The 26306-nt window shown below is 66.7% G+C and carries 25 protein-coding genes; 11 read left to right on the top strand and 14 right to left on the bottom strand.

All coding sequences use genetic code 11. From position 1 onward, the window contains the following. Positions 1 to 99: 99 nt before the first annotated feature. Positions 100 to 1368, bottom strand: a complete 1269-nt coding sequence (locus tag AC1MB9_RS05545; RefSeq protein ID WP_479964037.1) for an ammonium transporter — start codon at positions 1366 to 1368, stop codon at positions 100 to 102. Between the two features lie 61 nt (positions 1369 to 1429). Between AC1MB9_RS05545 and AC1MB9_RS05540 the strand changes: the two genes are divergently transcribed. Further along, positions 1430 to 1675, top strand: a complete 246-nt coding sequence (locus AC1MB9_RS05540; RefSeq protein ID WP_479964036.1) for a hypothetical protein — start codon at positions 1430 to 1432, stop codon at positions 1673 to 1675. Here AC1MB9_RS05540 and AC1MB9_RS05535 read toward each other — a convergent pair. Next, entirely contained in the window at positions 1644 to 2813 is a 1170-nt protein-coding gene (locus tag AC1MB9_RS05535) for a tyramine oxidase subunit B (RefSeq protein ID WP_479964035.1), read from the bottom strand. The genes AC1MB9_RS05540 and AC1MB9_RS05535 overlap by 32 nt on opposite strands. Before the next feature lie 148 nt (positions 2814 to 2961). Here AC1MB9_RS05535 and AC1MB9_RS05530 point away from each other — a divergent pair, with 148 nt between their 5' ends. Beyond that, complete coding sequence (locus AC1MB9_RS05530) at positions 2962 to 3870, top strand: LysR family transcriptional regulator (protein WP_479964034.1); 909 nt, start codon at positions 2962 to 2964, stop codon at positions 3868 to 3870. Positions 3871 to 4004: 134 nt separating this feature from the next. Here the strand turns inward: AC1MB9_RS05530 and AC1MB9_RS05525 are convergent, their stop codons facing one another. The 6 genes from AC1MB9_RS05525 to AC1MB9_RS05500 form a co-directional block, all read right to left on the bottom strand. After that, positions 4005 to 4859 (bottom strand): aldo/keto reductase, encoded by an 855-nt coding sequence (locus tag AC1MB9_RS05525; RefSeq protein ID WP_479964033.1) that lies wholly within the window; start codon positions 4857 to 4859, stop codon positions 4005 to 4007. A 165-nt stretch (positions 4860 to 5024) separates the two neighbouring features. Further along, positions 5025 to 7256 carry a HelD family protein gene (locus AC1MB9_RS05520; protein WP_479964032.1) on the bottom strand — a complete coding sequence of 744 codons (2232 nt, stop codon included), beginning with the start codon at positions 7254 to 7256 and terminating at the stop codon, positions 5025 to 5027. A gap of 104 nt (positions 7257 to 7360) precedes the next feature. After that, entirely contained in the window at positions 7361 to 8368 is a 1008-nt protein-coding gene (locus tag AC1MB9_RS05515; protein WP_479964031.1) for an isopenicillin N synthase family dioxygenase, read from the bottom strand. A 33-nt stretch (positions 8369 to 8401) separates the two neighbouring features. Further along, the gene (locus AC1MB9_RS05510) at positions 8402 to 11782 is read right to left on the bottom strand and encodes an ATP-binding protein (protein ID WP_479964030.1); all 3381 of its coding nucleotides are present in this window, start codon (positions 11780 to 11782) and stop codon (positions 8402 to 8404) included. After that, positions 11779 to 12510 carry a DUF4194 domain-containing protein gene (locus tag AC1MB9_RS05505; RefSeq protein WP_479964029.1) on the bottom strand — a complete coding sequence of 244 codons (732 nt, stop codon included), beginning with the start codon at positions 12508 to 12510 and terminating at the stop codon, positions 11779 to 11781. Before AC1MB9_RS05505 ends, AC1MB9_RS05510 begins: the two co-directional genes overlap by 4 nt. Continuing rightward, positions 12503 to 14017, bottom strand: coding sequence for a DUF3375 domain-containing protein (locus AC1MB9_RS05500; RefSeq protein WP_479964028.1), 1515 nt, complete (start codon positions 14015 to 14017; stop codon positions 12503 to 12505). Before AC1MB9_RS05500 ends, AC1MB9_RS05505 begins: the two co-directional genes overlap by 8 nt. A 107-nt stretch (positions 14018 to 14124) precedes the next feature. Between AC1MB9_RS05500 and AC1MB9_RS05495 the strand changes: the two genes are divergently transcribed. The 4 genes from AC1MB9_RS05495 (at position 14125) to AC1MB9_RS05480 (ending at position 17970) form a co-directional block, all read left to right on the top strand. Then, a complete protein-coding gene (locus AC1MB9_RS05495; protein WP_479964027.1) occupies positions 14125 to 14907 on the top strand; it encodes an alpha/beta fold hydrolase in 783 nt (260 codons plus the stop codon). A gap of 41 nt (positions 14908 to 14948) precedes the next feature. After that, on the top strand, positions 14949 to 15257 hold the full coding sequence (locus tag AC1MB9_RS05490) for a hypothetical protein (RefSeq protein ID WP_479964026.1): 309 nt from the start codon (positions 14949 to 14951) through the stop codon (positions 15255 to 15257). 88 nt (positions 15258 to 15345) lie between these two features. Beyond that, positions 15346 to 16551 (top strand): MalY/PatB family protein, encoded by a 1206-nt coding sequence (locus tag AC1MB9_RS05485; RefSeq protein ID WP_479964025.1) that lies wholly within the window; start codon positions 15346 to 15348, stop codon positions 16549 to 16551. 60 nt (positions 16552 to 16611) lie between these two features. Further along, on the top strand, positions 16612 to 17970 hold the full coding sequence (locus tag AC1MB9_RS05480; protein ID WP_479964024.1) for an O-acetylhomoserine aminocarboxypropyltransferase/cysteine synthase family protein: 1359 nt from the start codon (positions 16612 to 16614) through the stop codon (positions 17968 to 17970). 44 nt (positions 17971 to 18014) lie between these two features. On the opposite strand, the gene AC1MB9_RS05475 is transcribed toward AC1MB9_RS05480, so the two are convergent. Continuing rightward, positions 18015 to 18566, bottom strand: a complete 552-nt coding sequence (locus AC1MB9_RS05475; protein ID WP_479964023.1) for a hypothetical protein — start codon at positions 18564 to 18566, stop codon at positions 18015 to 18017. 204 nt (positions 18567 to 18770) lie between these two features. Further along, positions 18771 to 19097 carry an antibiotic biosynthesis monooxygenase family protein gene (locus AC1MB9_RS05470; protein WP_479964022.1) on the bottom strand — a complete coding sequence of 109 codons (327 nt, stop codon included), beginning with the start codon at positions 19095 to 19097 and terminating at the stop codon, positions 18771 to 18773. Between the two features lie 114 nt (positions 19098 to 19211). Between AC1MB9_RS05470 and AC1MB9_RS05465 the strand changes: the two genes are divergently transcribed. Continuing rightward, the gene (locus AC1MB9_RS05465) at positions 19212 to 19874 is read left to right on the top strand and encodes a histidine phosphatase family protein (protein WP_479964021.1); all 663 of its coding nucleotides are present in this window, start codon (positions 19212 to 19214) and stop codon (positions 19872 to 19874) included. On the opposite strand, the gene AC1MB9_RS05460 is transcribed toward AC1MB9_RS05465, so the two are convergent. Together AC1MB9_RS05460 and AC1MB9_RS05455 are read right to left on the bottom strand one after the other, a co-directional pair. Then, a complete protein-coding gene (locus AC1MB9_RS05460; protein ID WP_479964020.1) occupies positions 19871 to 20242 on the bottom strand; it encodes an MmcQ/YjbR family DNA-binding protein in 372 nt (123 codons plus the stop codon). The genes AC1MB9_RS05465 and AC1MB9_RS05460 overlap by 4 nt on opposite strands. 38 nt (positions 20243 to 20280) lie before the next feature. After that, positions 20281 to 21279, bottom strand: a complete 999-nt coding sequence (locus AC1MB9_RS05455) for an LLM class flavin-dependent oxidoreductase (RefSeq protein ID WP_479964019.1) — start codon at positions 21277 to 21279, stop codon at positions 20281 to 20283. A 91-nt stretch (positions 21280 to 21370) separates the two neighbouring features. On the opposite strand from AC1MB9_RS05455, the gene AC1MB9_RS05450 reads away from it, so the two are divergent. The 4 genes from AC1MB9_RS05450 to AC1MB9_RS05435 all read left to right on the top strand — a co-directional run bounded on the left by AC1MB9_RS05450 (position 21371) and on the right by AC1MB9_RS05435 (position 25357). Then, positions 21371 to 21856: a 2'-5' RNA ligase family protein gene (locus tag AC1MB9_RS05450; RefSeq protein WP_479964018.1), complete on the top strand. Its 486-nt coding sequence runs from the start codon at positions 21371 to 21373 to the stop codon at positions 21854 to 21856. 171 nt (positions 21857 to 22027) lie between these two features. Continuing rightward, entirely contained in the window at positions 22028 to 23566 is a 1539-nt protein-coding gene (locus AC1MB9_RS05445) for a glycoside hydrolase family 18 protein (protein ID WP_479964017.1), read from the top strand. 73 nt (positions 23567 to 23639) lie between these two features. Then, positions 23640 to 24650 carry a DUF6545 domain-containing protein gene (locus tag AC1MB9_RS05440; protein WP_479964016.1) on the top strand — a complete coding sequence of 337 codons (1011 nt, stop codon included), beginning with the start codon at positions 23640 to 23642 and terminating at the stop codon, positions 24648 to 24650. A 47-nt stretch (positions 24651 to 24697) separates the two neighbouring features. Further along, positions 24698 to 25357, top strand: a complete 660-nt coding sequence (locus tag AC1MB9_RS05435; protein WP_479964015.1) for a nucleoside/nucleotide kinase family protein — start codon at positions 24698 to 24700, stop codon at positions 25355 to 25357. Between the two features lie 34 nt (positions 25358 to 25391). Here AC1MB9_RS05435 and AC1MB9_RS05430 read toward each other — a convergent pair whose 3' ends face one another. Both AC1MB9_RS05430 and AC1MB9_RS05425 read right to left on the bottom strand, forming a co-directional pair. Beyond that, entirely contained in the window at positions 25392 to 25709 is a 318-nt protein-coding gene (locus tag AC1MB9_RS05430) for a 2TM domain-containing protein (RefSeq protein ID WP_479964014.1), read from the bottom strand. 52 nt (positions 25710 to 25761) lie between these two features. Beyond that, the gene (locus AC1MB9_RS05425; protein ID WP_479964013.1) at positions 25762 to 26265 is read right to left on the bottom strand and encodes a hypothetical protein; all 504 of its coding nucleotides are present in this window, start codon (positions 26263 to 26265) and stop codon (positions 25762 to 25764) included. Positions 26266 to 26306 lie beyond the last annotated feature (41 nt).

Below are 26306 nucleotides of genomic sequence, written 5' to 3'. Positions count from 1 at the left end.
TCATGTAGTGGCGCATGTGGATCAGTGGCGTGTGCGGATCACAAGGAGACGCGGATCTCGAGGAGGCGGGCTCGGGTGCCGCGCACGCCGCGTTCACGCTCATACCGACTGCGCCGGTGTGAAGTTCTCGTCATCCTCGTAGGCCCGCTCCGCATGGTGGTGCTCGTCGATGCCGGTGACTTCGTGCTCCTCGGGGATGCGTAGCCCAACAGTTTTCTGGATGGCCTTCGCGATCAACCAGGTGACGACGAAGGAGTAGGCGAGAACGGCGATGGTGGCGACGCTCTGCACACCCAGCAGTTCGAAGCCGCCGCCGTAGAAGAGACCGGCGCGTCCGTTCGGCGCGGCGGCGGTGGCGAAGAACCCAACCAGCAGCGTTCCGATGATGCCGCCGACGAGGTGCACGCCAACGACGTCGAGGGAGTCGTCGAAGCCGAGCCGGAACTTCCACTCGATGGCCAGGCAGCAGACCACACCGGCGATCGCTCCGATCGCGATAGCGCCGAGCGGCGACACGGCACCGCACGCCGGGGTGATCGCGACGAGGGCGGCAATGAGTCCGGATGCGCTGCCGAGGCTGGTGACGGCTCCGTGGCGGAGACGGTCGACCAAGGCCCAGCCGAGAAGGCCGGCGCAGGCGGCGACAGTGGTGTTGAGGAAGACGACGCTCGCGGCGTTGCCCGCAGCGAGCGCGGATCCTGCGTTGAATCCGTACCAGCCGACCCACAGCAGACCGGCGCCGACCAGAACGAGTGGGCGGTTGTGCGGGCGCGCAGGTCCGCCCCAGTCCTTGCTCTTGCCGAGCACGATCGCCAGCGCCAGGGCGGCGATCCCGGCGTTCATGTGTACGGCGGTGCCTCCGGCGAAGTCGACCGCTCCCAGAGCGTTGGCAATCCAGCCGCCCACGACGGTGTCGCTGTCGAACGCGAACACCCAGTGCGCGATCGGAAAGTAGACGAAGGTGGCCCAGAGCCCGGCGAAGAGGAGCCAGGCGCCGAACTTCATCCGTCCGGCAGCGGCTCCGGCGACGAGCGCAGTGGTGACCGCAGCGAAGAGCAGCTGGAAGGAGGCGAACAGGGCGAGCGGGATGCCGGCGTCCGGATCGTCGGCCAGTGCCGCATCGAGCCCGGCGAAGGCGAGCGGATCACCGAGCAGGCCGAGACCGCCGAGCGAATCGCCGAAGACCGCGGAGTAGCCGAAGGCGACCCAGAGGAGCGCGACGAGCGCTGCGCCGCCGAAGCACATGAGCATCATGTTGAGGATGCGGCGGGAGGAGACCATCCCGCCGTAGAACAGGGCAAGGCCCGGGATCATCAGTGCGACGAGCGCTGCGCTCGTCAGGATCCAGGCAACGTTTCCAGAGTCCACGTTTCACTCCACAGGGTTTGGGGGCGCGCCGGGATGGCGCGCCGGAGAAGGATAGAGAAAGGTGGTGCAGGTGGTGCAGGTGGTGCAGGTGGTGCAGGTGGTGCAGGTGGTGCAGGTGGTGCAGGTGGTGCAGGTGGTGCAGGTGGTGCAGGTGGTGCAGGTGGTGCAGGTGGTGCAGGTGGTGCAGGTGGTGCAGGTGGTGCAGGTGGTGCAGGTGGTGCGTGTGGTGCGTGTGGTGCGTGTGGTGCAGGGTGCGGCTCCCCGCGTCCGTTGTCCTAGGACATGTTCGGTGCGTCCCACAGGTTGAGCTTCGTGCCGATCCCCAGCTCGACCGCGTTCTCATAGACGGTCTTTGCCCACGCGACGTCCTCGACGCCCATTCCTCCGACGCTGAAGAGCACGGGCTGTCCGTCGAACTCACGTCCGACGGCGGTGCCCTCGAAGACGTCGCCGATGTTGACGACCCGCGACTCGTCGAGTTCGCCCGCCTCGATGAGGTCCTGCCAGTAGAGTCCGATCATGCCGAAGGCGGTCTCGTGCGAGGGTGCCGGGTATTCTTCGGCCCAGGCCTGGTAGATCGGCTTGGCATCCGCAATGAGGCGAGCTTTGCCCGACAGGGTGAATTCCTTGTCCATCTTCAGGTTCGCCGGCAGGCTGAGGAAGGCGCCGGGCTTGATCCAGTCGCCGTCGATGTAGGGGTAGTTCTCGGAGCCGACGAGTCCCGTGACCGCCTCCGAGACGATGTCGGAATCGCGCACTGCGGCCTCGATCGTGTCTGCGATTTCGATGGTCGTGAACTGCGGGTAGTGCTTCGACACATAGGCGGCGAAGGTCTCCGAGGTGGAGCGGCGACGGCCGTTGATACGAATCGTGTCGAGCGTCCGCCGCGCCGTCGTCAACGCGTGCAGGGCGCTCTTGTTCATCGCGCCGGGACCGATGATTCCAAGCGACTTCGCGTTGATCGGGGCGAGCTTTTTCGCGGCGGCGCCGGGCACTGCCGCGGTCCGATACGCGCTCTCGAGGTTGCCGGACATGATCGCGAACGGCGCGCCGGTCACCTTGTCGTTGAGGACGATGAGGTGGATGGACCGGGGCAGGCCCTGCTCGCGGTTGTCGATGTTCGAGCCGTACCACTTGACTCCGGCGGTGTCGAAGCGGCCTCCGAGGTAGGCCGGCATCGCCATGAACCGGCGGTCGGCAGCATCCGTGGGCATGGTGGGGAATGGTGAAGATGCAGGGAAGCCGATCTGCGCACCGTGCGAGTTCGCGGAGTTGCCGGCCATCCGGTAGTCGCCATTGGCCACGAGGATGAGCACTTCCTCCATGACCTCGATGCAGCGGTCCATGTCCTTCACCCCAGCGGCGATGACCTCCGGCTCGCTCAGGTACAGCATGTCGATGCGGGTGCTGGGTGTGGTCTCGCTGGTCGTAGATGATTCAGCCACGGATAGTCCTCCAGATCGGGGTGTGTAAGGGAAAGTATTCATACATATTGGGCGAACGTCCAATACTCCTTACGACCCTGATTGATAGCGAAACACTCGTAATATTGCCGAAATATCCCGGTAATACGAAGGTCCTATCATTTCCGAAATGGACCTCCGACAGCTGCGATATTTTCTCGCCGTAGCCGATGAACTCCACTTCGGGCGCGCGGCGGAGGTCCTGCACATGTCGCAGCCCCCGCTGAGCGTGCAGGTGAGCCGACTTGAGGAGGAGCTCGGGACACCGCTATTCGAGCGAACCACCCGGCGGGTGAGCCTCACCCCGGCCGGCCAACACCTGCAGACGAGGGCGCACGCGATCCTGGAAGAAGTGGACGCGGTCCGGGAGGAGATGCGCGACTACGCGGACGGCCTGTCCGGCCGGCTCTCTGCCGGGTTTGTCAGCTCGGCCAACTACACCGTGCTGCCCGGCGTCGTGCAGCTATTTCGCGCGCGACGGTCCAATGTCACCCTGGATCTGCACCCCCTGACCTCCGGCCAACAGATCGATGCACTCCGGGCGGGGACCCTCGACGTGGGCATCGTGCGCGATGACATTCCCCGGGACTCGGGCTCGTCTCTTGAACTGACGTCGGAGGTCGTATTCGAGGAGCTCCTCGTGGCGTGCCTCCCCGTTGATCATCCGCTGGCTCAGCGCAGCGAGGTGACGGCACGGGAGATCATCGACGTGCCCATGATCACCTATCCGCGTTCCCTCATGCCCGGCTACGTCGACCGGGTGGCCGCGGTGCTTGACGCGGCTGCCGGCGTCGTCCGGGTCGTCGAGGAGGTCGTGCATCAGGAGACGGCGCTGGGCTTCGTCGCGGCGGGCGTCGGCACGAGTATCCTGCCCGAGTCGGTGAGACACCTCCTTCCGCCGTCGATCGTCGCCATCCCCCTCTCGGGCTCTCCCACCACTCGGCTCATCGCGGTGCGCGCCGCCCGCCCGGAGCGCAAGGTCGCGGCGGTGTTCATCGAGTGCCTGCACGACGCGGCTCGCGACCTGGCCGGGCGATGACAGCCGTCGGTCATTCCCTTTGCGCTGAGTCGGGCAGCGCCGGGCTCCTGGAACGATCCCCGGACGGCGGCGGGTTGCGTGCCGACCCGAGTGTCGCGCCATCAAACCTGAATAGGCGTTACTGACTCACGCTCTTAGGGGACGCGGTTGAACTCATCCGGATTCGGGCCGGTACGCTCATCGCGGTTGAGCGCCGTGATGGCGAGTACGTCGGAATCCGTGAGCTCGAAGTCGAAGAGCGCGAAGTTCTCGGCGACGCGGGCCCGCGTGACCGACTTCGGGAAGACAACGTCGCCGCGCTGCAGGTGCCAGCGCAGCGTCACCTGTGCGGCGGTGCGGCCGAGGCGGTCGGCGACAGCGGTGATCACGGGATCGCCGAGCACCTTCCCCCGGGCGATAGGAGACCAGGCCTCGGTCACGATGCCGTGCTTCGTGTTGAACGCACGCAGGGGTTCCTGGGTGAGGTACGGATGTACCTCGATCTGGTTCACGGCGGGCACGGTGTCCGTCTCGTCGAACAGTCGCTGCAGGTGCGCCTGCTGGAAGTTGGACACGCCGATGGAGGCCACACGGCCGGAACGATGCATTTCTTCCATCGCCCTCCACGTCTCCACGTAGTCGCCCACGGCCGGGAGCGGCCAGTGGATGAGGAACAGGTCGAGCGATTCAAGGCCGAGCTCATCGAGCGTGCGGTCGAACGCGGCGAGGGCATCCGCGCGCGCGTGAGCGCCGTTGTTGAGCTTGCTCGTCACGTACACCTCCGTGCGGGCGAGGCCGGACTCGGCAATGGCCTGCCCGATTTCCTTCTCATTGCCGTACATCTCGGCGGTATCGATGTGCCGGTAGCCGGCCTCCAGCGCGGCGAGCGTGGCGGCCTGCGCATCCGGCGCGGCGATCTGGAATGTGCCGAAACCGAGCTGGGGAATGGTGGCGCCGCTGTTGAGCGGTGTGACAGGGACGGCGGCGGCGATGTGGGACGGTGCGGTCATCGGAACTCCTTAAGAGAATGACAGGTGTCTGGTTTCGGCTGAGCGCGTGCTGACGTCAACGCCGGCGCGGGCGATTGCGCGCACTCCGGGTGGAACCCGTTCCGGCGGCCGCGTATTCCGGTGGTCCGCGACATTCTGTGGACGTTGACCGCCCCCGTGCCCTCTTCAGCGGAACTCGTCCGGCAACGGTTGCTCCGACACGAGGTAGAGCCGTTGCGTGGCCCGGGTCATGGCCACGTACAGTGCGCCGGCGCCCCGCTCCGACGCCGCCATAATGGACTCAGGTTCCACGACGATGACGGCGTCGAACTCGAGTCCCTTGGCGTCCTGCGGGGTGAGCAGGGCGATGTCTCGGCTGAGCCCCAACGGACCGCGCCCGACGAGCGCGCCGAACTCCGCTGTCAGCGCCGTTTCGAGCGCCGTGATCTGCGCGTCGACGGCGATGACCGCGAGGGTGCCTTCGTGCTCCAGGCGCCGATCGCGACGCACCGCCTCCGCGGCATCCTGCAGGTGTTCCACGGGCCACTGGCTTGCCCGCACCGTGCGGGAGGGTGTGATGCGCAGGCCGTGCGCGAGCGCCACGCGTTCGGCGACCTCGGCGATCTGGCTCGGCGTGCGGTAGTTCACCGTGAGTTCCTCCAGCCGCCACCGGCCCGCTTCCAGCGAGCCCTGCAGCACAGGCCTGAGCGCGTCCTTCCAGCTGGCGGATGCGGCGGCCGACGCCGCCTGGGCGATGTCGCCGACGATCGTGAACGATCGTCTCGGGCCGCGGCGCAGCAGCAGCCGCCACTGCATCGGCGACAGCTCCTGGGCTTCGTCGACGACGACGTGACCGTACGTCCACGTGCGGTCACGTCCCGCGCGTTCGGCCGTCGTGGCGCGATCTCCCAGTTCGGCGAAGCTCTCCGCGAGTTCCTTCGCGTTGACGAGGCCCTTCACCTCCATGTTGTCGATGGCGGATTCCGCGTTCTCAATGTCGCGCTTGCGCTGTTCCTTGGCGGCGCGCTTTTGCGCCTGATCGACGACGTTGTACTCGCCGAGGAGTTCCGCCGCCTCGTCGAGCAGGGGAACGTCGGCGACGGTGAATTCAGATTCGCGGGAACGCCCAAGCAGCGCCCGGCGTTCCGCCGACCAGCCGGGGGTGATCTCGGCGAGCCACTGCGGGCGCGCGAACAGGTCTTGCACGAGCTTCTCGGGGGTGAGGGGCAGCCAGGCGGTGTTCAACGCGACCCTGACATCATCGGCCAGACGCAGGTCCTCCCGCAGCATGTGCAAATCAGTGTCGTCCATGGACCGGCCCTGCGCCTTGAGCTGCGCGAGCCACTGTTTCGCGAGCGCTCCGAGCGCGATCTTCACGAAGGTGACCCGCGCCTCGTTGTGCGGCTTGCCACCGGACCGCGCCCGGGCGATGGCGTCGAGGAACAGCTCCGGGTGCACGGTGAGGCGGTCACCGTTCACGACAAGGGTGAGCTCCTCGGCCGGCGCCCGCTGCCGGGACCGTACCGCGCGCGCCATGAGGTCCGCCATGAGGGTCTGGCCCTTGAGCTCGGCGACCGCCGGCACGTCCTCCTGGGTGGCCTCGACCCCCGTGAAGAGCTGGCCCACGGAGGCGAGCACGACTCCGGTCTCCCCGAGCGACGGCAGAACGGCTTCGATGTACTGCAGGAATGATCGGGACGGTCCCACGATGAGCACGCCGGAATCCCGCAACCGATCGCGGTGCGTGTACAGCAGATACGCCGCACGGTGAAGAGCGACGGCGGTCTTGCCCGTTCCCGGTCCGCCCTGCACCACCAGCACACCGGGCAGGTCGGAACGGATGATCGTGTCCTGCTCGGCCTGGATGGTGGACACGATGTCCGTCATGTGACCGGTGCGTTGGGCGGTCAGGGCGGCCAGCAGCGCACCCTCCCCCTGGTGCAGGGCCGCACCGGGCTCGTCGAGCAGCGACGCGTCCAGAATCTCGTCTTCGATGCGAATGATGTTGCGTCCGCTGGACAGGAGGTGCCGCCGAGACCGGGCGCCGAGCGGGGTGGCCGCCGTCGCCTGGTAGAAGGCGCTGGCCTGCGGCACGCGCCAGTCAAGCAGGATCGGGTGCAGCTCTTCGTCGCGGAGACCGACGCGCCCGATGTAACGGAAAACGGATTCCCCGGTCGGGTCCGGCGCTGTTTCCAACCGTCCGAACGCCAGCCGATCGTCGACCTCCCGCAGTTGCATGATTCGGTCTTCATAGAGCCGCGCGAAGTTGTCCCGCTCCGACCTCGCCTGGTGGTTGCCGCCGACGTCGAGCCTCCGCACCGCGGTCAGCTGCTGCTCGGCTTCGCGCTGCAACGCATCCAACCGAGCGTAGAGCGTTGTGACGTAGTCCTGTTCACGCGCCAGCTCTTGATCGATCACACAAACTCCCCTACAGCGAAAGGTCTAGTTTAGTCGCCGTCCGCGCGATGATTGCCTCCCGGCCCTGCGGGGGTTGCGCTGGAAGAGAAAGGGCGGGACGCGGCCTACAGGTCGGCGTGGTGGATGGCGGCGACGTCGGGGTGCCCGCGCATCCGGCTCTTGAGCGCGTTCTCACCGTACGTGGTGAAGATCGGGTTTTCGGGGTCCACAGTGATGCCGGGGGCGTGCAGGGTGTCTGGCAGGTCAAGCAGCGGGATGGTGGCGTCCAGCGCCGGCCCGAAGAAGAACGGGATCGAGATGCGGTCCTGCCCGATCAACGGGGAAATGACCCGGTGCACGGTGGCCTTCAGGTACCCGTCGGTGGCGACCTCGAGCAGTTCTCCGATGTTTACCACGAAGGCCCCGTCCAGCGGGGGCGCGTCGATCCAGTCGCCGTCCTTCTCCACCTGCAGGCCGCTCTTGCCCGGTTCGACGAAGAGCAGTGTGAGCACTCCCGAGTCTTTGTGCGCGCCGACGCCCTGTCGCGGGGTCGGGTCGGATTTTCCGGGGTAGCGCACGATTTTGATCAGGGTGAAGGGTTTGCGGGCGAAGGCCTCGTCGAAGACATGCTCGTCGGATCCGAGCGAGAGCGCCCACGCCTGCATCAGGCGCAGGGCCACCGCGTTCAGTTCCTCGCGCCATTGGGTCATGACCTTCTCGAGTTCCGGCAGGGCGGCGGGCCACTGGTTGGGACCCTCCAGCCGCATGAAGTCGGGGGTGCCGGCCGTGCGCGGCACCACGTCGCGTTCGGGACCGATGTCGATCTGTTCGCGCCAGTCGACGACGCCCTGGGTGAGCTCGCCGCCGATGCGCGTGTAGCCGCGAAAGTGGGGGCTCTGCAGGTTCTCAATGGCCATCTTGTCCGCTTCGGGCAGCGCGAAGAACGCGCGTGCGGTGCTCATCACCCGGTCGATGAGGTCGGCTGGAACGCCGTGCCCGGTCAGGTAGAAGAAGCCGTAGTCGTGGGTGGCTTCTCGCAGCTCCACCCGAAAGGCGGCGGCGTCGGCGGCGTCCCCGTCGAGTCGGGACAGGTCGAGCACGGGAAGAGTCACGGATGCTGCGGCGCCGGTCATGCCTCTAGTCTCCCACTCCCGGAGCGGTCGTGATCACGACAGCGTCGCCGGCTCGCTGGAGCGCAGCGGGATGATGTACGAGTATCCGGTCGCGTTGTTCTTCGTCATGGACAACACGAGTTCCATGTGCGGCTCCAGGGCCGTCACCTTGTCGAGGGGGGCGCCCACGATGAGCTGGAACCCGAGCCCCTTCCACGCCGCAACGGCACGTCCGGCGAACTCCGAGTCCGACTTCACGAAGCCCTCGTCGAGGAAGACCGGCGCGAAACGTGGACGGGTGCGGCTTTCGTCCCCCAGTTGGAAGCGCAGTGCGGCGCCGACGACGAACGCGACGAGTTCCTGCGACTCCCCACCGCTCTTGCCGCCCAGCGACGAGTAGGTGCTGACATCGACACCGTCGGGGGTGGTGCGCACGGCGGTGATCTCCACGTGCTTGCGCACATCGAGGAGCAGGTCCCTGGTGGTGTCCTGGCGTGCTTCCCCCTCCGGGCGTCGAATCAGCTGCATGAAGGTCTGCAGTCGGGTGAAGCGGCTCTCGGTTTCCTCCTCGGTGAAGTGCTCCGTGGCGCCCGATGACAGCGCCTTGAGCTCCTGACGGAAGGCGGCGACATCCTCGGAGTGCAGCCGTCGCAGCGAAATCTTCAGCCGGTCTCGTCCGGCGCCGAAGGGAAGCGTCGTCAGGATGTCGTTGATCGGGCGGAGTCGGTCTTCGATCTCCTCGATCGAACTGGAGAATGCTCCGGCGAGGGGCACCAGGTCCTGCCCGCTCCACGCCGCGAGTCGGCGCTTCCACTCCTGGCGTCGCTCGTGCAGGCCGAGCGTGTACACGGCATCGAGAATGTCCCGGTATGCCGTGAACGACTCCATGGACACGCCGATGTTCGGGTCGGGCCAACGGTTCTGGAAGGTCTCGAAGATGCGCACGAGCGAGTCCCGCGCCCGGGTCGCGGTCTCGCGGTCCTGGGCGGATTGGGCGATGAGGCCGTCGCGCAGCCGTTTTACGCCCGCCTCGTACTGGGCCAGGTCGGTGTGGTCGGTGACCAGGGCGAACTCCGCATCGAGGCGGGTGGCGTGTTCCGCCGACAGGGTGACCGTCGCCGTGCCTTCGATCCGGTCGAGGGCGTCCGCCAGGGCGTCCTGGGCGTCGACGATGCGCACCTGCTCGGCCGCGAGCAGGTCGGCCGTGTGCTCGGTGGTGTGCTTGGCCTTCCGCACACCCTCGAGCTCGGCCGCGAGTCGTTCCTCCTCGGTTTGCAGGGCCAGGAGCACGTCGCTCGCCCCGAGCACCCGCTCGTATTCGGCGCTCTTGTCGTTGATGCGGGCCTCGGCGCCCTCGGCGTCGATGGACGACCACACGGTGTCGACGACGACCTGCTGCGCGGCGGCGCGGTGGCGCAGCTCGGTGATGCTGTTGCCTCGAGCCGTCGCCTCACCGGCCAGCGTGTCGGCGGTGGCCCGGAGGGTGACGAGTTCCGCGTCGATGTCATCGAGCCTGCTCTGATTGGAGAAGCCGATGATCGACTTCTGGTCCCGGTTCCATCCGTGAGCGCCGCGGCCACCGTTGCGTGTCTGTCCGTTCCGGGTGACTCGGGGCCCGTCGCCCGTCAGGTCGGCCGCGGTGGTGACGCACAGGGCGTCCAGCGTTGGGGCCTGCACGCGGGCCCTGACCCACGCGCTGAACGGCGAATCCTGGTACCCGAGCTTGCCGCTGACGAAGCGCGAATCGCCGGCCGTGGCGGTGAAGTCTTCGAGCGCGACGCCTTCGAAGTGGATGCGTACGGGGAGGTGCAGGGGTTCGATGGCTTCACTGAGTGCGCGCAACCGCGTCGCGTCCACCAGCAGTACCCGGATGATGGGGGCGAGGGTGACTTCGGCCGCGTGCCGCCAGTCCTCCTCCCCCGTGGCGAGGTCGATGAGTTCCGCCACAAACGGGAGTTCCTCAACCGGGATGCCACTCGCCTCGGCGATGGTGACGCGGGCATTGTGCAGGTGCTGGGGGACGAGGCTTGCCCGCCCCGACAGGAACGCGCGTTCCTGAGTCAGTTCGCGGATCTGCTGCTCCACCGGGTACGACCTCTTGTGCAGCAGGTCGCGTTGTTCGTCGAGGTCGCGCTCCAATTCGGTGCTCTGCGCCAGAAACCGCCCGGCCTCGGCCTGGGCATGGCGCAGGTCGTCGAGGGAGTGGATGTCGACGGACAGGACCCGCACACGTTCGTCGAATCGGGCCCGCTCACCGGCCACATCGTCGCGTATGTCGCTCAGGCGTGCCCGTTCGTTCTGCAGGCCGATGAGCGCGTCACCGCCGTTGTCGCGCTGCCGGTGCTGGACGTGCCCGACCCGGGTCTTCAGGTCGGTTTCGGTGTCCCGGCTGTGCGTGAAGGCAGCAAGGTTGTCCCGCCGTTTGGCCCGGTTCGCGTCGGCGGCGAGGTCGAGCAAGTCGCGCTCGGTCTGCAGCTTCCACAGCACGAACGGTGTGTCGCCTTCGCGGTGCACTCCGAAGGTGTCGATGAGGTCGGCCTTGGTGGAGGCCGCCTCGAAGTCGCGATGCAGGTCGGGCAGTCGCTCGAGGACCTTGGCCTTCTGCGCCTCGGTGACCATGGCCCCGTACGACCGTTCCAGGTCTTCGAAATGGTCGACCGCCTTGTCCGCGGCGGCGAACGTGGCGGGTTGTTCGAGCACCATGGACTTGTAGAGCCCATCGACGCTCTTCACCTGCTGACCGGCCTGGATCCGGGCGAGCAACCGCAGGGCCTTGCCGCCCTCGCCGTTGGCGCCGATGCCCAGCCGGGTGAACAGCGTCTGCGCGAAGGCGGCGTAGGTGTCGAAAATGTCCATGTCGGGGAATCGCGTCTTCAGCGCCCGTTTGTCGAACCGGGATTCGGTGATTTCGGCGAGGTCGCGCAGGTCGAGGTATCCGTCGACAGTTGCCATCTTCATTGACACGTCGGCGAATCTCGTCGATGCACGTGGCAGGAAGTAGGTCCGCAGCACCGTGAAGCGCCGCTGGTTGTCGTCGATGAACGTCATCGCCACGGCGCCCCACGTCGACGAGTCCGCGCCGCGCAAGACCTGATCCTGCAGTGCTCCGGTGCCCGTCTCCCGATTGGAGTCGGTTTTGCCCTTGAGATACGACATGAGGTTGCGCTGGTCGGCGCTCCGCGCGCGGCCGGAGCCGGCGTCGTTGGAGGCACCGTTGAAGGGGGTGTCCGACGGCATCATGAGCGCGAGGTACGCATCGAGGAGGCTGCTCTTGCCCGTGCCGGACGCGCCGGAAACGAGCGTCGCGGTCGGTGCGAACGCCACGTCGTGGTGACCGTGGAATCCACCCCAGTTCACCATTTGCAGGGATTCGGCACGCCACTGCGTGGTTCCTTCGGTGGCTCCGTCGATGTAGAACAGGGCGGCGTCGCTCATGAGATGGCCTCCAGTGCGCGCTCGGCAACGGTGTCGGTTTCGTCGGCGTTATCGTTTCCCGCCGACCGTTCCTCGCCGTTCTGGCTGAGGAGCCACTCGAGAAGTTCCGCGAGACGCTCCAGCGGGAGGAGCACCTCGATCACCGCGGATATCCTGAACCGGTCCGGGTCGCTGGTCCTCAGCAGCACCCGCGCCTTGGCGAGGCTGTCCACGGCCGCTGCGGCCCGGCGGGCGTCGCCGGAGAGGTCGGTGGCGTGCTCCGGCCGGAAGCGCGCGACGTTGTCGACGAGATTGTCACGATCCACGATGACGATGTCCTGGCCGTTGGCTCGCTCGCTGCGAAAGCGTTGCCGCAGCAGCACGAGCAGAATCGTCTCTTCGCGCGAGTACGACACGTCGTGCAGCAGGGTGGGGAACCGGTCACCGCCTTCGGCGACGGCCTGGCGTTTGAACGCGACCTCATAGTGCAAATCGATGTGCAGGTCGAGGAATACGTCGTTGAGGCGCGATTTGAGCAGGCTCTGCGCGGCCAGCAGGGTGCGCCACTCGACGGGTTGCAGGGCCGCGGAGATGTAGCGCTGCTTCATCAGCAGCACGAGGGTCTTGCGCTGCATGATGCTGAGGCTGCCCTCATCTCCCTCAAACAACGAAAGGTTCTCCGCGGACCCGTCGCCGGGGTTTTCGGTGTCCGCGCCGCCGTCGACGTCATCGGTCCAGGTGTCAGTCATGATCAGATCCAGAGTTCAGGGCGGCCAGGGCCGCCGCGTCGTGCTCGTTCAAAACAATGCGAGGCACGGAGAACGACCGTGCGGTGCCGTCGGGTCGTACCGTGTCGAAGGCCTCAACTGCTTCGCCCCGGTGCACGGCGCCGAGCTGCGTCGCCAGGTGCAGCAGCCCGAGAATTTCGACCGGACGGCGGAGGCCGTCATCGAGGCCGTTGAACGCGTCACCGATCGAGGCATTCGTCCCGGCGAGGAATGCCGCCGTGGATGCGGAGACGAGCGCGAGGCGCAGGTCGTCCAGCAGCGGGCCGCCCTGCGTGCGCATCGCCTCCAGGCTGTCGGGCTCGGGGGCGTCCCCCGATACGTCGTCGAGGTCGGGCGGCGCGAGGTGTGCTCCCGGGTCGTAGAAACGTTCGCGCAGGTGCTCCACATCGAGCGTTCCCGGCATCAGTTCCGTTGTGACGGTCGACCGGGGTCCGGCGGTCTCCATCCACGTGGCGAGTTCCTTGTTGATCTCGCGCAGCAGCCGCTCCAGTTCCCGGTCCTTGACGACGTCATGGTTGACGATGTGTTCGCGCAGTGTTGTGGTGAGTCCGTTGCGCTGGGTGAGGACGTCGTCGATTCCCTTGCGGATGAGGCTCACCGTCCCCATGAAGCTTCTGCGGTCGTCGGCGCTCAGCTCCAGGGCGAAGGGGTGCAGCAAAATTGTTTCGAGGTCGTTCTTCAGTTCCTGCATGAGCTCGTCATTGCGCAGTAGGGCGAAGGCGCCCTCGAAGGCGCGGCCCTCCGCCGTCGACGTCATAAGGGCGTCGGTCTTCGTCAGGTAGTCGTCGAGAACCTCGCTGATCGGGCGTTCCTCGGCGCGGAAATCGTTCACGATCTGGCGGTGCATCAAGGCTACGGATTCTTCGACCCGTTTGAAGTCGCTCGGCAGTTGGGTGATCAGGTCGACGAGGTTCGCGTAGCCCTCATGCATCTGCTCCGACGACGTTTCCGCTATGTCGCCGCCCGCGGCGAGACGATCCCGTTCACTCTGCTTTTCGACGAGTTCCTGGTCGAGGCGCCGGAGGCGCTCGGCCCGATCGGGGTTCGCCTGGGTGGCCCGGTGACGCACGGCATCGACAATCGTCGTGAGTCGGGATTCGCTGATCAGGGCGCGGTCGCGGGAGAGGCCCGCGACCAACAGCAGCGCCTCGAGGGCATGGGACGTCAGAGAGTACTGCTCTTCGCCGTGCTCGCCCGTTTCGCGGTACAACCACTGGTCGTTCATCCACTGCACGCACAGGGCACGCCCGTTTTTGCCGGGCACCTCGCTGCCTACCGAGCGGAGATCGGCGAGGTAGGCGTCCACCTGGGTATGCAGCAGGTCCGCTTGCACACTGCGCCGGTCGCGGCTGAACGACGATTTGAAGACCGCGAGCACGAAGGGCGCCCATTTGCGGTCCAGCAGCCGGAGGGTCGGCTTGTCGAACGCCTCACGCACTCGCGCGAGTTCAGCCGCAATTTCGCTCACTCAGTATCCCTTCAAGACCTCATCAACCGTAGTCGCCCGATGGCCACACCGGGACTGCGGGCATCGCCTGCGGTATTCTCGCGCGGGCCGTGGTGAAATAGATTCTGATGTCCACGCCTGCCGCTCCCTCGCCCAAGATCGTTCATGCCACCGACGGCACCCACCTCGCCACCTACGAATTCGGTGACCCGGATGCCCCGACGTTGTTTCTCTTGCACGGGTTCGCGTCGAGCGCCATGGCGAACTGGCACCGTACCGGCTGGGTGCGGGACCTGCTGCGTGACGGGTACCACCTCGTCGCCCTCGACCAGCGCGGTCACGGCGCGAGCGACAAACCGCTCCGGGTGGAAAGTTTTGCCATGGGCACCCTCGCCGACGACGTCTTGCACGTTCTCGACGCGTATCTGATCGATGAGGTCGGCTTCGTCGGCTATTCCCTCGGCGCACGGGTCGGCTGGCGGGCGGCCCACGACCACCCGGACCGGATCAATCGGGCGGTGCTCGGCGGGATCCCCGATGGGGATCCGCTGAAACGCTTCGACATTGACGATGCCCGCGCGCACATCGAACACGGACATGACGTGACCGACCGCCTGACTCGGGCGTTCCTCACCATGGCGAAGGCGGATCCCGGCAACAACCTCGAATCGCTCGTCGCCCTCGTGGAAGGCATGCGCGACGGCGAACAGCCGGGCGCGGCCAATGCTCCCCATCAACCGGTCATGTTCGCCACCGGAAGTGAGGATCACATCCTCGAGGCGTCTCGCGCGCTCGCCGCGGCCACTCCCCACGGCACGTTCTATGAGATCCCGGGCCGCAACCACTTCAATGCGCCCACCTCCCGGCACTTCCGCGACGCGGCCCGAGCTTTTCTGGCGCAGGACCTGTGACACTGTGACACTGTGACGAACGATTCATGAAGGAGCACCAAATGAATGACCCGCGCGCCAACATGGACGGCAACAACCTGCTGGGCCTCGGCGCCCCGCGCCCTGACTGGTCGAAGACGCCCGGCCGTGTGCCGGGCTTCTGGCTCGCGCTGGCCGGTTTCGTACTCGCCATCGTCTTTCCCCTGCCTTCGCTCATCGTCGGGGTCATCGGCCTCGCTTTCACGACGCAGGCGTACCGGGTCATCCCCGCCAAGGCCCGCGGGCGCGGCCTGGTGATCGCGTCCCTCGTGCTCGTCGCCCTGACCGTTGCCCTCGCCCTATTCCGCACCATCCTGTCCCTCCTCCCCTAGCTCCCCTGGCCACAACGGTGGCTTTCGCATGTGTCGAATATTTACGCGGGCGCTCGCGAAACGGCGGTCGCTGCCACAGGCTGTGGTCATGTCAGTCTTCCCCGTAGCGCCCCTCGATCGTATTCGGGCAGAGCGCAGCAGCATCAAGTGGACTCGGTTTCCTGCCGACGTACTTCCCTTGTTCGTTGCCGAGATGGACTACACCCTCGCCCCCGAAATCGTTCAGACGCTCGTGCAGCGTGTGCAGGCCTCCGATACCGGCTACCTCGACGGTCCGGGCCCTCTCGCCCCCGCCTTCGCGGACTTCGCCCTCACCCGCTGGGCGTGGCGCGTGAATCCCGAACATGTGCACCTGGCCACCGACGTGAGCGTCGGAATCGTCGAGGTGCTGCGCCTCGTGGTCCCGCGCGGCGGACGGGTGTCCCTCACACCGCCGGTATACCCGCCGTTCTACGAACTGGTCGACGAGGTGGCCGCCGCCGCCGCCGAGACGCCGCTCGTCGAGTGCGACGGCACCTGGACGCTCGACCTCGACGGCATCGAACGCGAATTCGCCGCCGGCGTCGACGCGTTCCTGCTCTGCAACCCGCACAACCCGCACGGCATCGTCTTCGACCGGGAAACGCTCGAGGCCCTCGCGCGCCTGGCGGCCAAGTACAACGTCTTCGTTGTTTCCGATGAGATCCATGCCCCGCTCACCCACCCTGGCGTCACGTTCACACCCTTCGCCCCGCTCGCATCCGCTGCCGGCACGCGCGCCGTCACCGTGACATCCGCGAGCAAAGGCTGGAACCTCGCCGGGGTGAAGTGCGCCCTGATCGTTGCGGCGAACGACGACACCAATCAGCTGCTGAACCGCCTCCCCGAGGAGGTCGCCTGTCGCACCAGCATCCTCGGGCTGCACGCCAACATCGCGGCCTTTGCCTGTAGGGACTGGCTGGACAGTGCCATCACCCACATTGTCCACAACGATCGCCTCCTCGCATCCCTCCTCGGTGAACAGCTGCCCGCCGTGGTGTACCACCGGCCTCGCGCCGGTTACCTTGCCTGGCTCGACCTTCGCCCGCTGGGCCTCGGCGACTCCCCATACCGGCGCATCCTCGACGAGGCCAGGGTCGCCTTGAACGACGGCGAGTGCTTCGGCCCCGGCGGCCGCGGGTTCGCCAGGCTCAACCTCGCGTGTTCCCCCGACACGCTGCGGGAAGCCGTCGCCCGGATCAAGGCCCTCGTGGCACGCACGCCCGGCGCCACGGCCGGCTCCGCACGGCCGGCCTCCGTGCGAAGCGCGGCCTGAACGGTGCCATTCACCACGGATGCCGGCGCGCCGGCCCCGACGACAGCGACAGGATCCCCAATGCCGGCCCCCGCCCTCACGACACCGTCCACCGAAGCCGGCACCGTCGCCGCGCCGATCGCCGATTGGACGGATTTCAGCTTCGATACTCGCCAGGTTCATGTCGGCGAATACCCGGATGCGAACCGGGGCGCGCGGATTCCGCCACTGACCCTGAGCGCGGGTTACGTCTTCGATTCCTTCGACGACGGGGCCGCCCGGTTCGCCGGAGATTCGCGTGAACCCATCTACTCCCGCCAGGGCAACCCGACCAACGCCGTGGCCGAGGCACGTCTCGCCTCCCTCGAGGGCGGCACGGCGGCCGTCGTGGTGTCCTCCGGGCAGGCCGCCATCACGGCGGCTCTCTTCGCCCTCGCCGAGTCGGGGGAACACATCGTCTCGACCGCGAGCATCTACGGCGGCACCCGCATCCTGTTCGGCCGCAGCTTTCGACGGTTCGGCGTGGAGGTCGATTATGTCTGGAACACCGACAGCGACGCCGCCTGGGATGCGGTCATTCGTCCCACCACCAAGGCGATCTTCACGGAGACCATTCCGAATCCGCGCAATGACGTCGTCGACATTGCGCGGGTCGCGGCTGTCGCCCGGCGGCACGGCATTCCCCTTGTCGTCGACAACACCGTCGCCACCCCGTATCTGATTCGTCCCTTCGAGCACGGCGCAGACATCGTCGTGCACTCGACGACGAAGTTCTTGAGCGGGCACGGCGCGGGTGTCTCCGGGGCGGTGATTGACGGGGGAACGTTCGACTGGTCCGCGCGCTCCCGGAACTACCCGTTGCTGACGGAATCGTTGCGCCCGGGGCTCCCCTCGCTCCTCGACCGCTTCGGACCGGCCGCCTACGCGCAGTACGTGCGTGAGGCCGTCGTCAACGACATCGGACCGTCGCTGTCGCCCTTCAACGGGTTCCTGCTACACCAGGGCATTGAGACGCTCTCGCTGCGAATGGAGCGCCATGTTGACAACGCGACAGCCATCGCCCACTGGCTGGAGAAACAGTCGGAGGTGCAGGCCGTCGACTATGCCGGGCTGGCCAGCAGTCCACTGCACGAGTTGGCGCAGCGCTACTACAACGGGCGAACCGGGTCGGTCTTCGCCATTACGGTGCGGGGAGGCACCGAGGGCGCTCGCGCCTTCAGCAACGGGCTGCGCATCTTCAGTCGCATGACGGGAATCGGGGACACCCGGTCGATGGTGTTGCATCCTCTCACCACAACGCACGCGTCTTTCGCCCCCGATCTCAATGCTCGGTTGGGCATCACGGCCGGGATGCTGCGCCTGTCGGTGGGGATCGAATCGGTCGAAGATCTAATCGCTGACCTGCGGGACGGGCTGGATCGCGTCGCCGCGGTGCGGTGACCACGCCGGGCCGATGGGCACGAGCAGAGGCAACTCTCTCGTAGCTAGGCTCCTCCTGGCAGCCCGGTCACCGGCCAACCCGTTTCGAAGTGTGCACCCTCGTTGTCGCGCACCGCCGCGGGATCCGCGCGCGCATTGGCCACCAGCACATCCGCTTTCACGGGCCGCGGACCATCGAGATCGAACACCCAGACCCGTGTGATGGTCGGTGGCGCGGCGGCAATTTCCGCACTGGCGTCCCCCTGCGCCTGTCCCTCCGCCGGAGGTTCGTTCGTGCACACCTGAACGACCACCGTTTCGCCGGCCAGGATCGTGTTGATGGCCAGTTGCACAGCCTCGCAGTTGGCAACACGCAGGTTTCCGGACGCGTCCCGACTGATCTCGACGCTGACCCGCGGCAGGCGCCAGCCGTCAAAATACATGACGGCGTGGCTCGTCCCGTCCGCCGGCAACAGCCCGCGGATCCAGACCTGCACCGTGCGTTCGGCATTGTCCCGAACGTCGGACTGCCCTGCCGACCCGAACGACCGCGACAGGCGTCCGATGCCCCGAGCGGCGCGGTTCACGAGCCGACCGAGCCCCCGACTCGGTCGCACTCGCCCACCAACGACCCCGACGTGCCCGCCTGCAGCCTGTGCCTGTGACACACGACCTTCATCCGGCACTGCCATCCTGTGTTTCCTCCCCCAAGAATTACGTTAGACATGTCTATCCTAGACCGTGGGGGGTCGGGAACATAACCCCGGCTCCGCGCGGGCGTCCGCGCTGGTGCCGGTCACGGGGCGTTCGGGCACTCGAGGTCAGCCGGCGGTGCCGCCGGCAATTTCATAGGACCACAACTCGCTGCTGACCGCGACGGGGCGGGCGGCAGGTTCGCCGTCTTTCGGTTGTTCGCTGCGGTGCCCGTGCCCGAAGGCGGGCGAGGACTCCCACGCCTGGAACGACGCCTCATCCGCCCAGCGGGTGAGTACAAGCCAGGTGCTCCGGTCGTCCGTGGGCCTCAGCAGTTCGAATCCCTCAAATCCGGGTCGGTCGTCAACGGCGCCGGCCCTGGCCGCGAATCGCTGGGCCAATTCGTCGCCACTGTCGTCGGCCACGGTGATCGCGTTGATTTTGATGATCGTCATAGGGCTGCTGCTTTCTGTCGGGTTCGAGTGTGCCCATGGTGACAGCCGCCGCTGCGAATCGCCTACACGGTGAAGCGGGCTCTCACAGGTTGGCTTCCCTAAGCTGGGGTGACCATGCGACTTCTTCTCATCCGTCACGGCCAGACTCCGTCGAACATTCTCGGGCTGCTGGATACCGCGCATCCCGGTCCCGGCCTCACCAGCCTCGGCTCCGCACAGGCAGCTGCCGTTCCCGGGTCCCTGCGAGATCGCTCCCCGGAGGCCATCTTCGCGTCGACTCTCATTCGCACGCAGCTGACGGCGGGGCCACTCGCCGCTGAGCGCAACCTCCCCGTTCAGGTGCTGCCGGGCCTGCACGAGATCGAGGCCGGCACGCTCGAGGGGCTCAGCGACCATCAGTCCGTGCGCACCTACATGGAAACGGTTTTCGCGTGGGTGCAGGGCGACCTGGGTGCCGTCATGCCGGGGGCGGCCAACGGCCATGCCTTCTTCGACCGTTTCGACGCCGACATCGCGCGCATTGCCGCCACGACCCAAACCGCGGTGGCTTTCAGCCACGGCGCATCGATTCGCGTCTGGACAGCCATGCGCGCCGCCAACATTCCGCCGATGTTTACCGCTCAGCATGATCTCGACAACACCGGAGTCGCGGAACTGACCGGATCGCCCGAAGCCGGATGGACGCTCCAGTCCTGGGCCGGACGTCCGGTCGGCGGCGGCGCACTGACCGACCCGGCGGCCTCCGACCCGATGGGCGACGCCATCGACAGCGTCTAGGTTTCCCGGCTCGAGGCCTGGGCGCCCCGAGCCGGAGGTACCTTCGGTCGCACCAGGGCATGGCTGGCATGGATGAGCTGCTGCACGAGCTCGACGTCCAATCGCCCGTCGAGCACGATCGTGATCCAGTGCTTCTTGTTCAGGTGGTAACCGGGCGTGATCACGTCCGGAAATTCCTCCCGCAGCGCGCGGCTCTCCTCCGGATCGCACTTGAGCGACACCGTCAGCGGGTCTCCGGCCAGGGCGGAGAGGGCGAAGATCTTGCCATTTCCAGTGGTCTTGAACACGCTCGTCTCCGGCCCGAAGGGAAAGCTCTCCTCCGAGTGGGGCAGGCTCAGACAGAAGTCGACAAGAGCATCCGGGGTCATGCCCTCAGGCTACGCCTGCCGAAAGCTCACGCCCGCAGCTATACCAGGGACCCGGCCATGGCCTCTGCCGTGAGCTCCACCGATCGCAGACGGGCGTCGATCTCGCTGGACGGGTGCGCAAGGATGAGCTCGTCCGCCTGAGTGGACGCGGCCAGGTCGTCGAGGAAGGCCCGTACCTCTGCCGGAGTACCCACCGCGGAGTAGCGCATCATGTTGGCCAGCTGCACGCCCTGGGTCGTCGTCAGGAACGTGTCGATCTGCTCGTCCGTGTAGTCCGGCGTCGCGGGCCCGCGAGAGATCATGCCGCGCACGCGCCGGCGGCGCATCGTCTCGAACTGCGCCGTCGCGTCTGCTGCCTCATCGGCGGCGATCACGTTGGCGGCCACCATCACATGCGGTGCCGCGAGCTGCGCCGACGGCTGGAAGTCACGACGGTAGGTGGCGATGGCCTCGAAGAGCGAGTCCGGCGCGAAGTGGGACGCAAAGGCGTAGGGAAGGCCGAGGGCTGCAGCCAGTTGCGCGCCGAACAATGACGAGCCGAGGATGTACAGCGGAACGTTGGTGCCGGCGCCGGGAATGGCCTGCACGCCGGGGACGATCGACTCGCCGCTGAGGTAGGCCTGCAACTCGGTGACATCCTGCGGAAACTGGTCGCTCGCGCGGGGATCGCGGCGCATGGCCCTGGCGGTGGTCTGGTCGCTGCCCGGTGCTCGACCGAGGCCGAGGTCGATACGGCCGGGGTAGAGCTCGGCGAGGGTTCCGAATTGCTCGGCGATCACCAGCGGCGAGTGGTTCGGCAGCATGATGCCGCCGGCGCCCAGGCGGATGCTCTCAGTGTGCCCGGCAACATGCCCGATCAGGATGCCGGTGGCCGACGATGCGATGGTGGGCATGTTGTGATGCTCGGCGTACCAGACCCGGGTGTAGCCGTGCTTCTCGGCGGTCTGGGCGAGTGCAACGCTCCCCGCGAAACTTTCCCGGATGCTGTGTCCGGGAGTGATGGGAGCGAGATCGAGAATTGAAAGCGGAATCGTCATGCACGGTGCAACCGTGACGCCGGCAAATCGTTACCGCGATCTCGAGGCAATGTGTACGCGAAGCGGCGGCGCCCCCCAGTACGATCGGCACGTGCCCCGACTCGTCATCGTTCTTCCCCTGTCCCCTCTTCAGACGGGTGACCGGTTCGCCGTGCACGAGTGGCCGCTGCACATCACCGTTCTGGCACCGTTTCGAACGGATGCCGCGCCCGCCGATGTGGCGGCGCGCATGGCCGCGGCGGCATCCGCTGAACCGGCCATCACCGCCGTCGTGGGCCGCAAGCAGATGTTCGGCCGCCGACACGATGTTCCCGTCTCGGTCGTCGTCGAGAACCCGGCTCTCGCGCGTCTGCACGAACGGCTGGTGGCGGGCGTGCAACCCCTGGGCGATTCCCCGGACGAACCGGCCTTCACCGGCATGGATTTCACACCGCACATCACCTTCAAGAACCACGGTCGCATGCACGCCGGCGACATGGTGCTTCTCGAGCAGATCGCGCTCGTCGACATGGTGCCTCGGTCGGCGTCCGGCGGTCGCACCGTGCTGGCCACCTGTGCCTTGTCTCAGCACGCCTAAACGACCCGGTGGCCTGCGCGAAGTCCGGCGACACGCGGGTGTCGGAATACAGTACGATCAGACCCAATCCTCGGTCTAGCCCCATTTGGGTTACGGGAAACGGATCGCCAGTCGGTTGTCCCCTCGTCGCTGCCGCCATCCGCTCTCCCCTGCACACACAAGGACATCCGAGTGAAATCGTCACATCTCCGCGGGCTGCGTTTGTTCGCGACCACCCTCACCGCCTCCGTCGTGCTGACACTGGGGCTTGGCGCGGCCGGCGCCGGTCCGGCGACCGCGGCCCCCGCCGGGGTCACCGTCACGTGGGCGAACACGAACGTGTGGACTACGGGATTCCAGTCCGAGGTCGGCGTGCAGAACGGCTCGACGACGAGGATCAACCCCTGGCAGCTGTCGTTCACCTACGGCCACAAGATCAACACCCTGTGGAACGGCAGGGTCATGGCGTCGGCGGGCGGATTCGCGGTGAAGGCACCGTCGTGGTCGACGACGCTCGCCCCGGGCGCACGCACCTCCTTCGGACTCACGTCCTTCAAGGGCACCACGCCGACGTTGTCCCCCACCGCCTGCACAGTGATTGGCCTGCCCGCCGGGAGCCCGGCGATCTCCTGCTCCATCGCCGGCGCATCCACGCCGACCCCCACCCCCACGCCGGCCGCGACGGCCTCGCCGACGCCCACCGCAACGCCCACACCCATGCCGACACCCACGGCTACACCCACGGCCGCGCCGACCCCGACCCCGACGCCCACGCCAACACCAACCGCGACACCGACACCGACACCGGCTGGCGCCCTTCTCGTCGCCCCCTACGTCGACCTGGGTCTCTGGCCCACCGCAAACCTGTCCGCGTTCGCCGCGACGACGGGCGTCACAGCGGTCACGGGCTCCTTCATCGTGGCCGATCGCGCGAGCGCGTGCAGCCCGACATGGGCTGGATACACCGCGTACACGGTCGGAACGTCCGGTGACTTCCAGGCGAATATCAGTGCGTTCCAGACCGATGGAAAACAGTTCATCGCGTCCTTCGGCGGTGCCATCAACAACGAACTGGCCCGCGTATGCACGAATCCCACCACGCTGCTCAACGCCTACACGAAGGTCGTCACGCGCTACGACCTGGACCGCATCGACTTCGACATCGCGGGCTCTGACGTGTCGGATTCGACCTCGAACAAGCGCCGCGCGGCCGCCGTCGCCCTGTTGCAGAGCCAGCGCGCGGCCGCCGGACATCCGCTGCAGGTCTCACTCACACTGCCGGTGATGCCCTACGGCCTCATTCCGAGCGGCGTGCGCACAGTGACCGAGTTCGCCGCCGCCGGCGTCACACTCTCCGCCGTCAACATCATGGCCATGGATTACGGCGATGGGACGACCGCGATGGGAACGGCCGCCATTTCTGCGGCGAAGGCGACCGCCACACAGCTGGCGGGCATTCCGGCCTATGCGGGCCTGACCGCCGCGCAGCGACTATCCTTGGTCGGGATCACGCCAATGCTCGGCGCGAATGATATTCCCGGAGAGATCTTCACGCCGGCCGACGCGACCACTGTCGGAGCATTCGCCAGTGCGAACGCGCTAGCCAGCCTCGGCTGGTGGGAGATGACACGTGATCAGCCTTGTACGGCAACAATCCCGACGTACATGTGCTCGGGGGTGAGTAGTCCGCAGTGGACCTTCTCCCGTGCCTTCGTCGCGGCTACCACCTAGGACGGGCTGCCGCCCGCCGGCCGATGGGCAGGCGGACGCACTCCACTCGCCGTCGTAACCGAGAAAGTCTCCCATGTTCCTCGTCATTCAAGTCGTCGTCATCGCCAGTCTGTGGCTCGCCGCCATACTCTGCCTGCCCCCCGCGCTGCGCGGCAAGAGACGGCTGGTGTTCTGGTTCCTGCTCGCGTTCGCCGTGACCATGACGCCGCAGCCCCTCGAGATCTACCTCGCCGTTGACTCCGGGTTCGGGGGAATCAACACCACGAGCTTCATCTTTCACGCCACGGCCATCATCACCGTCGCTCTGCTTGACGCTCTCGTGCAGAGCGCCACGTCGAAGGACGGTCTGTCGCCCCGTCGAAATACCATCTCCGTTTCGGTGGTCGCGGCGATCATCGCCCTTCAGGCCGTGCTCTTTTTTGGCGGCCAATGGCGATTCGATACCGTTCGAGAGGCCCTCCCGCAGCTCGATTTCATCCTGTACTCATCAACCACCTGGCTCGCGCTCGTGTTCTTCTCTATCTCTGTGGCCGCTGCTTGTCTCCGCGATATTCGAAGGCAGACCAGAACCATCACGAAGGTGTCACTGGCGTTCATCGCCCTTGGCTGCCTCGGTGTGCTGGTCTACTCGATTCTCAGCCTCACCGGTGCGGGCCTCGGATTCGTCGATCACGACAGTACATTCCTGCAAGACGTCGCCGTGCTTCACCTCGCGTCGCTCTTGACGGCGCCGCTCTGCCTGGCCATCGGCGCCAGCCTCACTTCAGCCGTGGATGGACTCAAGACACTGGGCAGAAATGCGCGCTCGCGACTGCTGCTTCTGAGCCTCACGCCGCTGTGGATCGGGCTGATGGCAGAGACTCCGGAACTCTCCCTGGATTCCGCAAATTCACGGGCCGCGCTGCTCTTCGGAAAAAACCCGACGCCTCGCCTCTACCGGCGCTACGTTGAGGTTCGCGACAGCCTGCTGATTCACCCGCAGCAGATCACGAAACGGGATGAACAGATCCTGCGCCGCGCGGAGAACCATATCGACTCGCACCCGTCCACCACGTCACGTTCCCGTGCGGCGCAGGCGTCCTAAGCTGGTTTCGCGCCGGACGACCGGCAGCCAACGAAGGAGATGATCCCGTGAGCGAGCCCATCGTGCAGGAGCTGTCTCTCGCGCAGCTCGTCGAGAGAGCCCGCGCCCTGGCCGTCCCCGGGAAACGACACATCCTCGGTATCACCGGTGCCCCCGGAGCCGGTAAATCAACGATGGCCGCGCTCGTGGTCGCCGCGCTCGGACCTCACCTCGCCACGCTCGTGCCCATGGATGGGTTCCACCTCGCGAATGCCGTTCTGGCGGACCTCGGACGACGCGGGCGCAAGGGCGCCCCTGACACGTTCGACGACGTCGGATTCGCCGCACTCATGGGGCTCCTACGGCACCAGAACACAACGCTCCCCTTCCCTGATGCGCCGATCTACGCGCCGGAATTCCGGCGAGACCTGGAGGAATCCGTGGGCTCAGCAATCCCGGTTTCCGCCGCGATTCCCCTCGTGGTCACCGAGGGGAACTACCTGCTGCTGGAGCACGATTCCTGGCCCGACGCGCGCCGGATGATGGACGAGGTCTGGTTTCTCGAGCTCGCGGACGAGACGCGGCGGGAACGACTCGTTTTGCGGCACGAAGCGTTCGGCAAGACTCCGGTCGAGGCCGAGCTCTGGGCCGGCGGCTCCGACCAACGCAATGCCACCCTCGTCCAGTCCACCCGGGATCGAGCCGACCTGATCGTGCGACTGGTTTAGGCCTCGCCGCTACGCGGCCACCGGCGCGGCGATCCTACAGCGTCGGGTCGTCGCGGCGAGACGGATCGCGCTGACCGGGACGCCGCGTCATCCGCTCGATTTCCGCGTCGACGTCGGACTCGGTGTGGTAGCGCCGACCGGGTCCGTAGGCATCCAACCCGACGAACAGCGCCGCGACTCCCATCCCGAAGATGGCCCAGACCGGCCAGAAGTACACTCCGGGGCTCGTGAGGAACCAGATGGCCGTCAACAGGATCGACACGGCCGCCCACACCCCAATGTAGGTCCAGAAACTTGCCCGAGCCCTCAGCCGTTTTCGCGCTTCTCTGCGCAGTTGTTCATCGTCATTCATACGCCTCAGGATACGCGTGAGATTCGCACCTGCCTACGGGCGATCGGCCCACCTAACGGGACGGCACCAGCAGGGTCTGCCGGGCCGGTTCGGCGCCCGGCTCGAAGGCGAAGGTCACGACAATGTTTGCGGGTCCGCGTACGGTGAAGCGTGACAACACCGTAAATGCCAGGGCCTCTCCCGGCTCGAGGGTCCGCGGAGCCCCGTCGGCGACCGAGATCCGTCGCTGATCCAGCTCGGTGTAGCCGGTCAGCCGCACGTCGTGGGCCGTTGTCGTTCCCTCGTTGACCAGAATCCATTGATCGCCCGAGGTCTGTACCGCCCAGGCCACTTCGGCGGGTGCCGGCATCAGTCCGGCCTGTCTGAGCCGCCCCGGACGCCGCGGCCGGCCCGTGACGGCGGCCCGTGTCGCGCGATTCTGGGCGTCTTGGGCGCGCCGGTTGTTCAGCAGGGTCAGGTACCCGAAAACGGCAGCAACGATGACGGTGAGGAAGGCCGCGGCCACACCCCACCATTGCGCCTGCAGGCTGCTCAGCGCAATTTGCTCCGGAGTCATAGGCGCATCGTAACGGAGCCATTGCCGCCGAGCCGGGGGTT

This window comes from Cryobacterium sp. AP27 (assembly GCF_056680495.1).
This window is presented reverse-complemented; position numbering and strand designations above follow the sequence as displayed.

Bases quoted from the DNA above. Each gene is read 5' to 3' on its own strand.
- AC1MB9_RS05455 (WP_479964019.1), bottom strand. From the start codon at position 21,279: ATGACGATTCCGCTTTCAATTCTCGATCTCGCTCCCATCACTCCCGGA.
- AC1MB9_RS05505 (WP_479964029.1), bottom strand. From the start codon at position 12,510: ATGACTGACACCTGGACCGATGACGTCGACGGCGGCGCGGACACCGAA.
- AC1MB9_RS05440 (WP_479964016.1), top strand. From the start codon at position 23,640: ATGTTCCTCGTCATTCAAGTCGTCGTCATCGCCAGTCTGTGGCTCGCC.
- AC1MB9_RS05465 (WP_479964021.1), top strand. From the start codon at position 19,212: ATGCGACTTCTTCTCATCCGTCACGGCCAGACTCCGTCGAACATTCTC.
- AC1MB9_RS05495 (WP_479964027.1), top strand. From the start codon at position 14,125: ATGTCCACGCCTGCCGCTCCCTCGCCCAAGATCGTTCATGCCACCGAC.
- AC1MB9_RS05530 (WP_479964034.1), top strand. From the start codon at position 2,962: ATGGACCTCCGACAGCTGCGATATTTTCTCGCCGTAGCCGATGAACTC.
- AC1MB9_RS05515 (WP_479964031.1), bottom strand. From the start codon at position 8,368: ATGACCGGCGCCGCAGCATCCGTGACTCTTCCCGTGCTCGACCTGTCC.
- AC1MB9_RS05480 (WP_479964024.1), top strand. From the start codon at position 16,612: ATGCCGGCCCCCGCCCTCACGACACCGTCCACCGAAGCCGGCACCGTC.
- AC1MB9_RS05460 (WP_479964020.1), bottom strand. From the start codon at position 20,242: ATGACCCCGGATGCTCTTGTCGACTTCTGTCTGAGCCTGCCCCACTCG.
- AC1MB9_RS05425 (WP_479964013.1), bottom strand. From the start codon at position 26,265: ATGACTCCGGAGCAAATTGCGCTGAGCAGCCTGCAGGCGCAATGGTGG.
- AC1MB9_RS05525 (WP_479964033.1), bottom strand. From the start codon at position 4,859: ATGACCGCACCGTCCCACATCGCCGCCGCCGTCCCTGTCACACCGCTC.
- AC1MB9_RS05430 (WP_479964014.1), bottom strand. From the start codon at position 25,709: ATGAATGACGATGAACAACTGCGCAGAGAAGCGCGAAAACGGCTGAGG.
- AC1MB9_RS05490 (WP_479964026.1), top strand. From the start codon at position 14,949: ATGAATGACCCGCGCGCCAACATGGACGGCAACAACCTGCTGGGCCTC.
- AC1MB9_RS05485 (WP_479964025.1), top strand. From the start codon at position 15,346: ATGTCAGTCTTCCCCGTAGCGCCCCTCGATCGTATTCGGGCAGAGCGC.
- AC1MB9_RS05470 (WP_479964022.1), bottom strand. From the start codon at position 19,097: ATGACGATCATCAAAATCAACGCGATCACCGTGGCCGACGACAGTGGC.
- AC1MB9_RS05510 (WP_479964030.1), bottom strand. From the start codon at position 11,782: ATGAGCGACGCCGCCCTGTTCTACATCGACGGAGCCACCGAAGGAACC.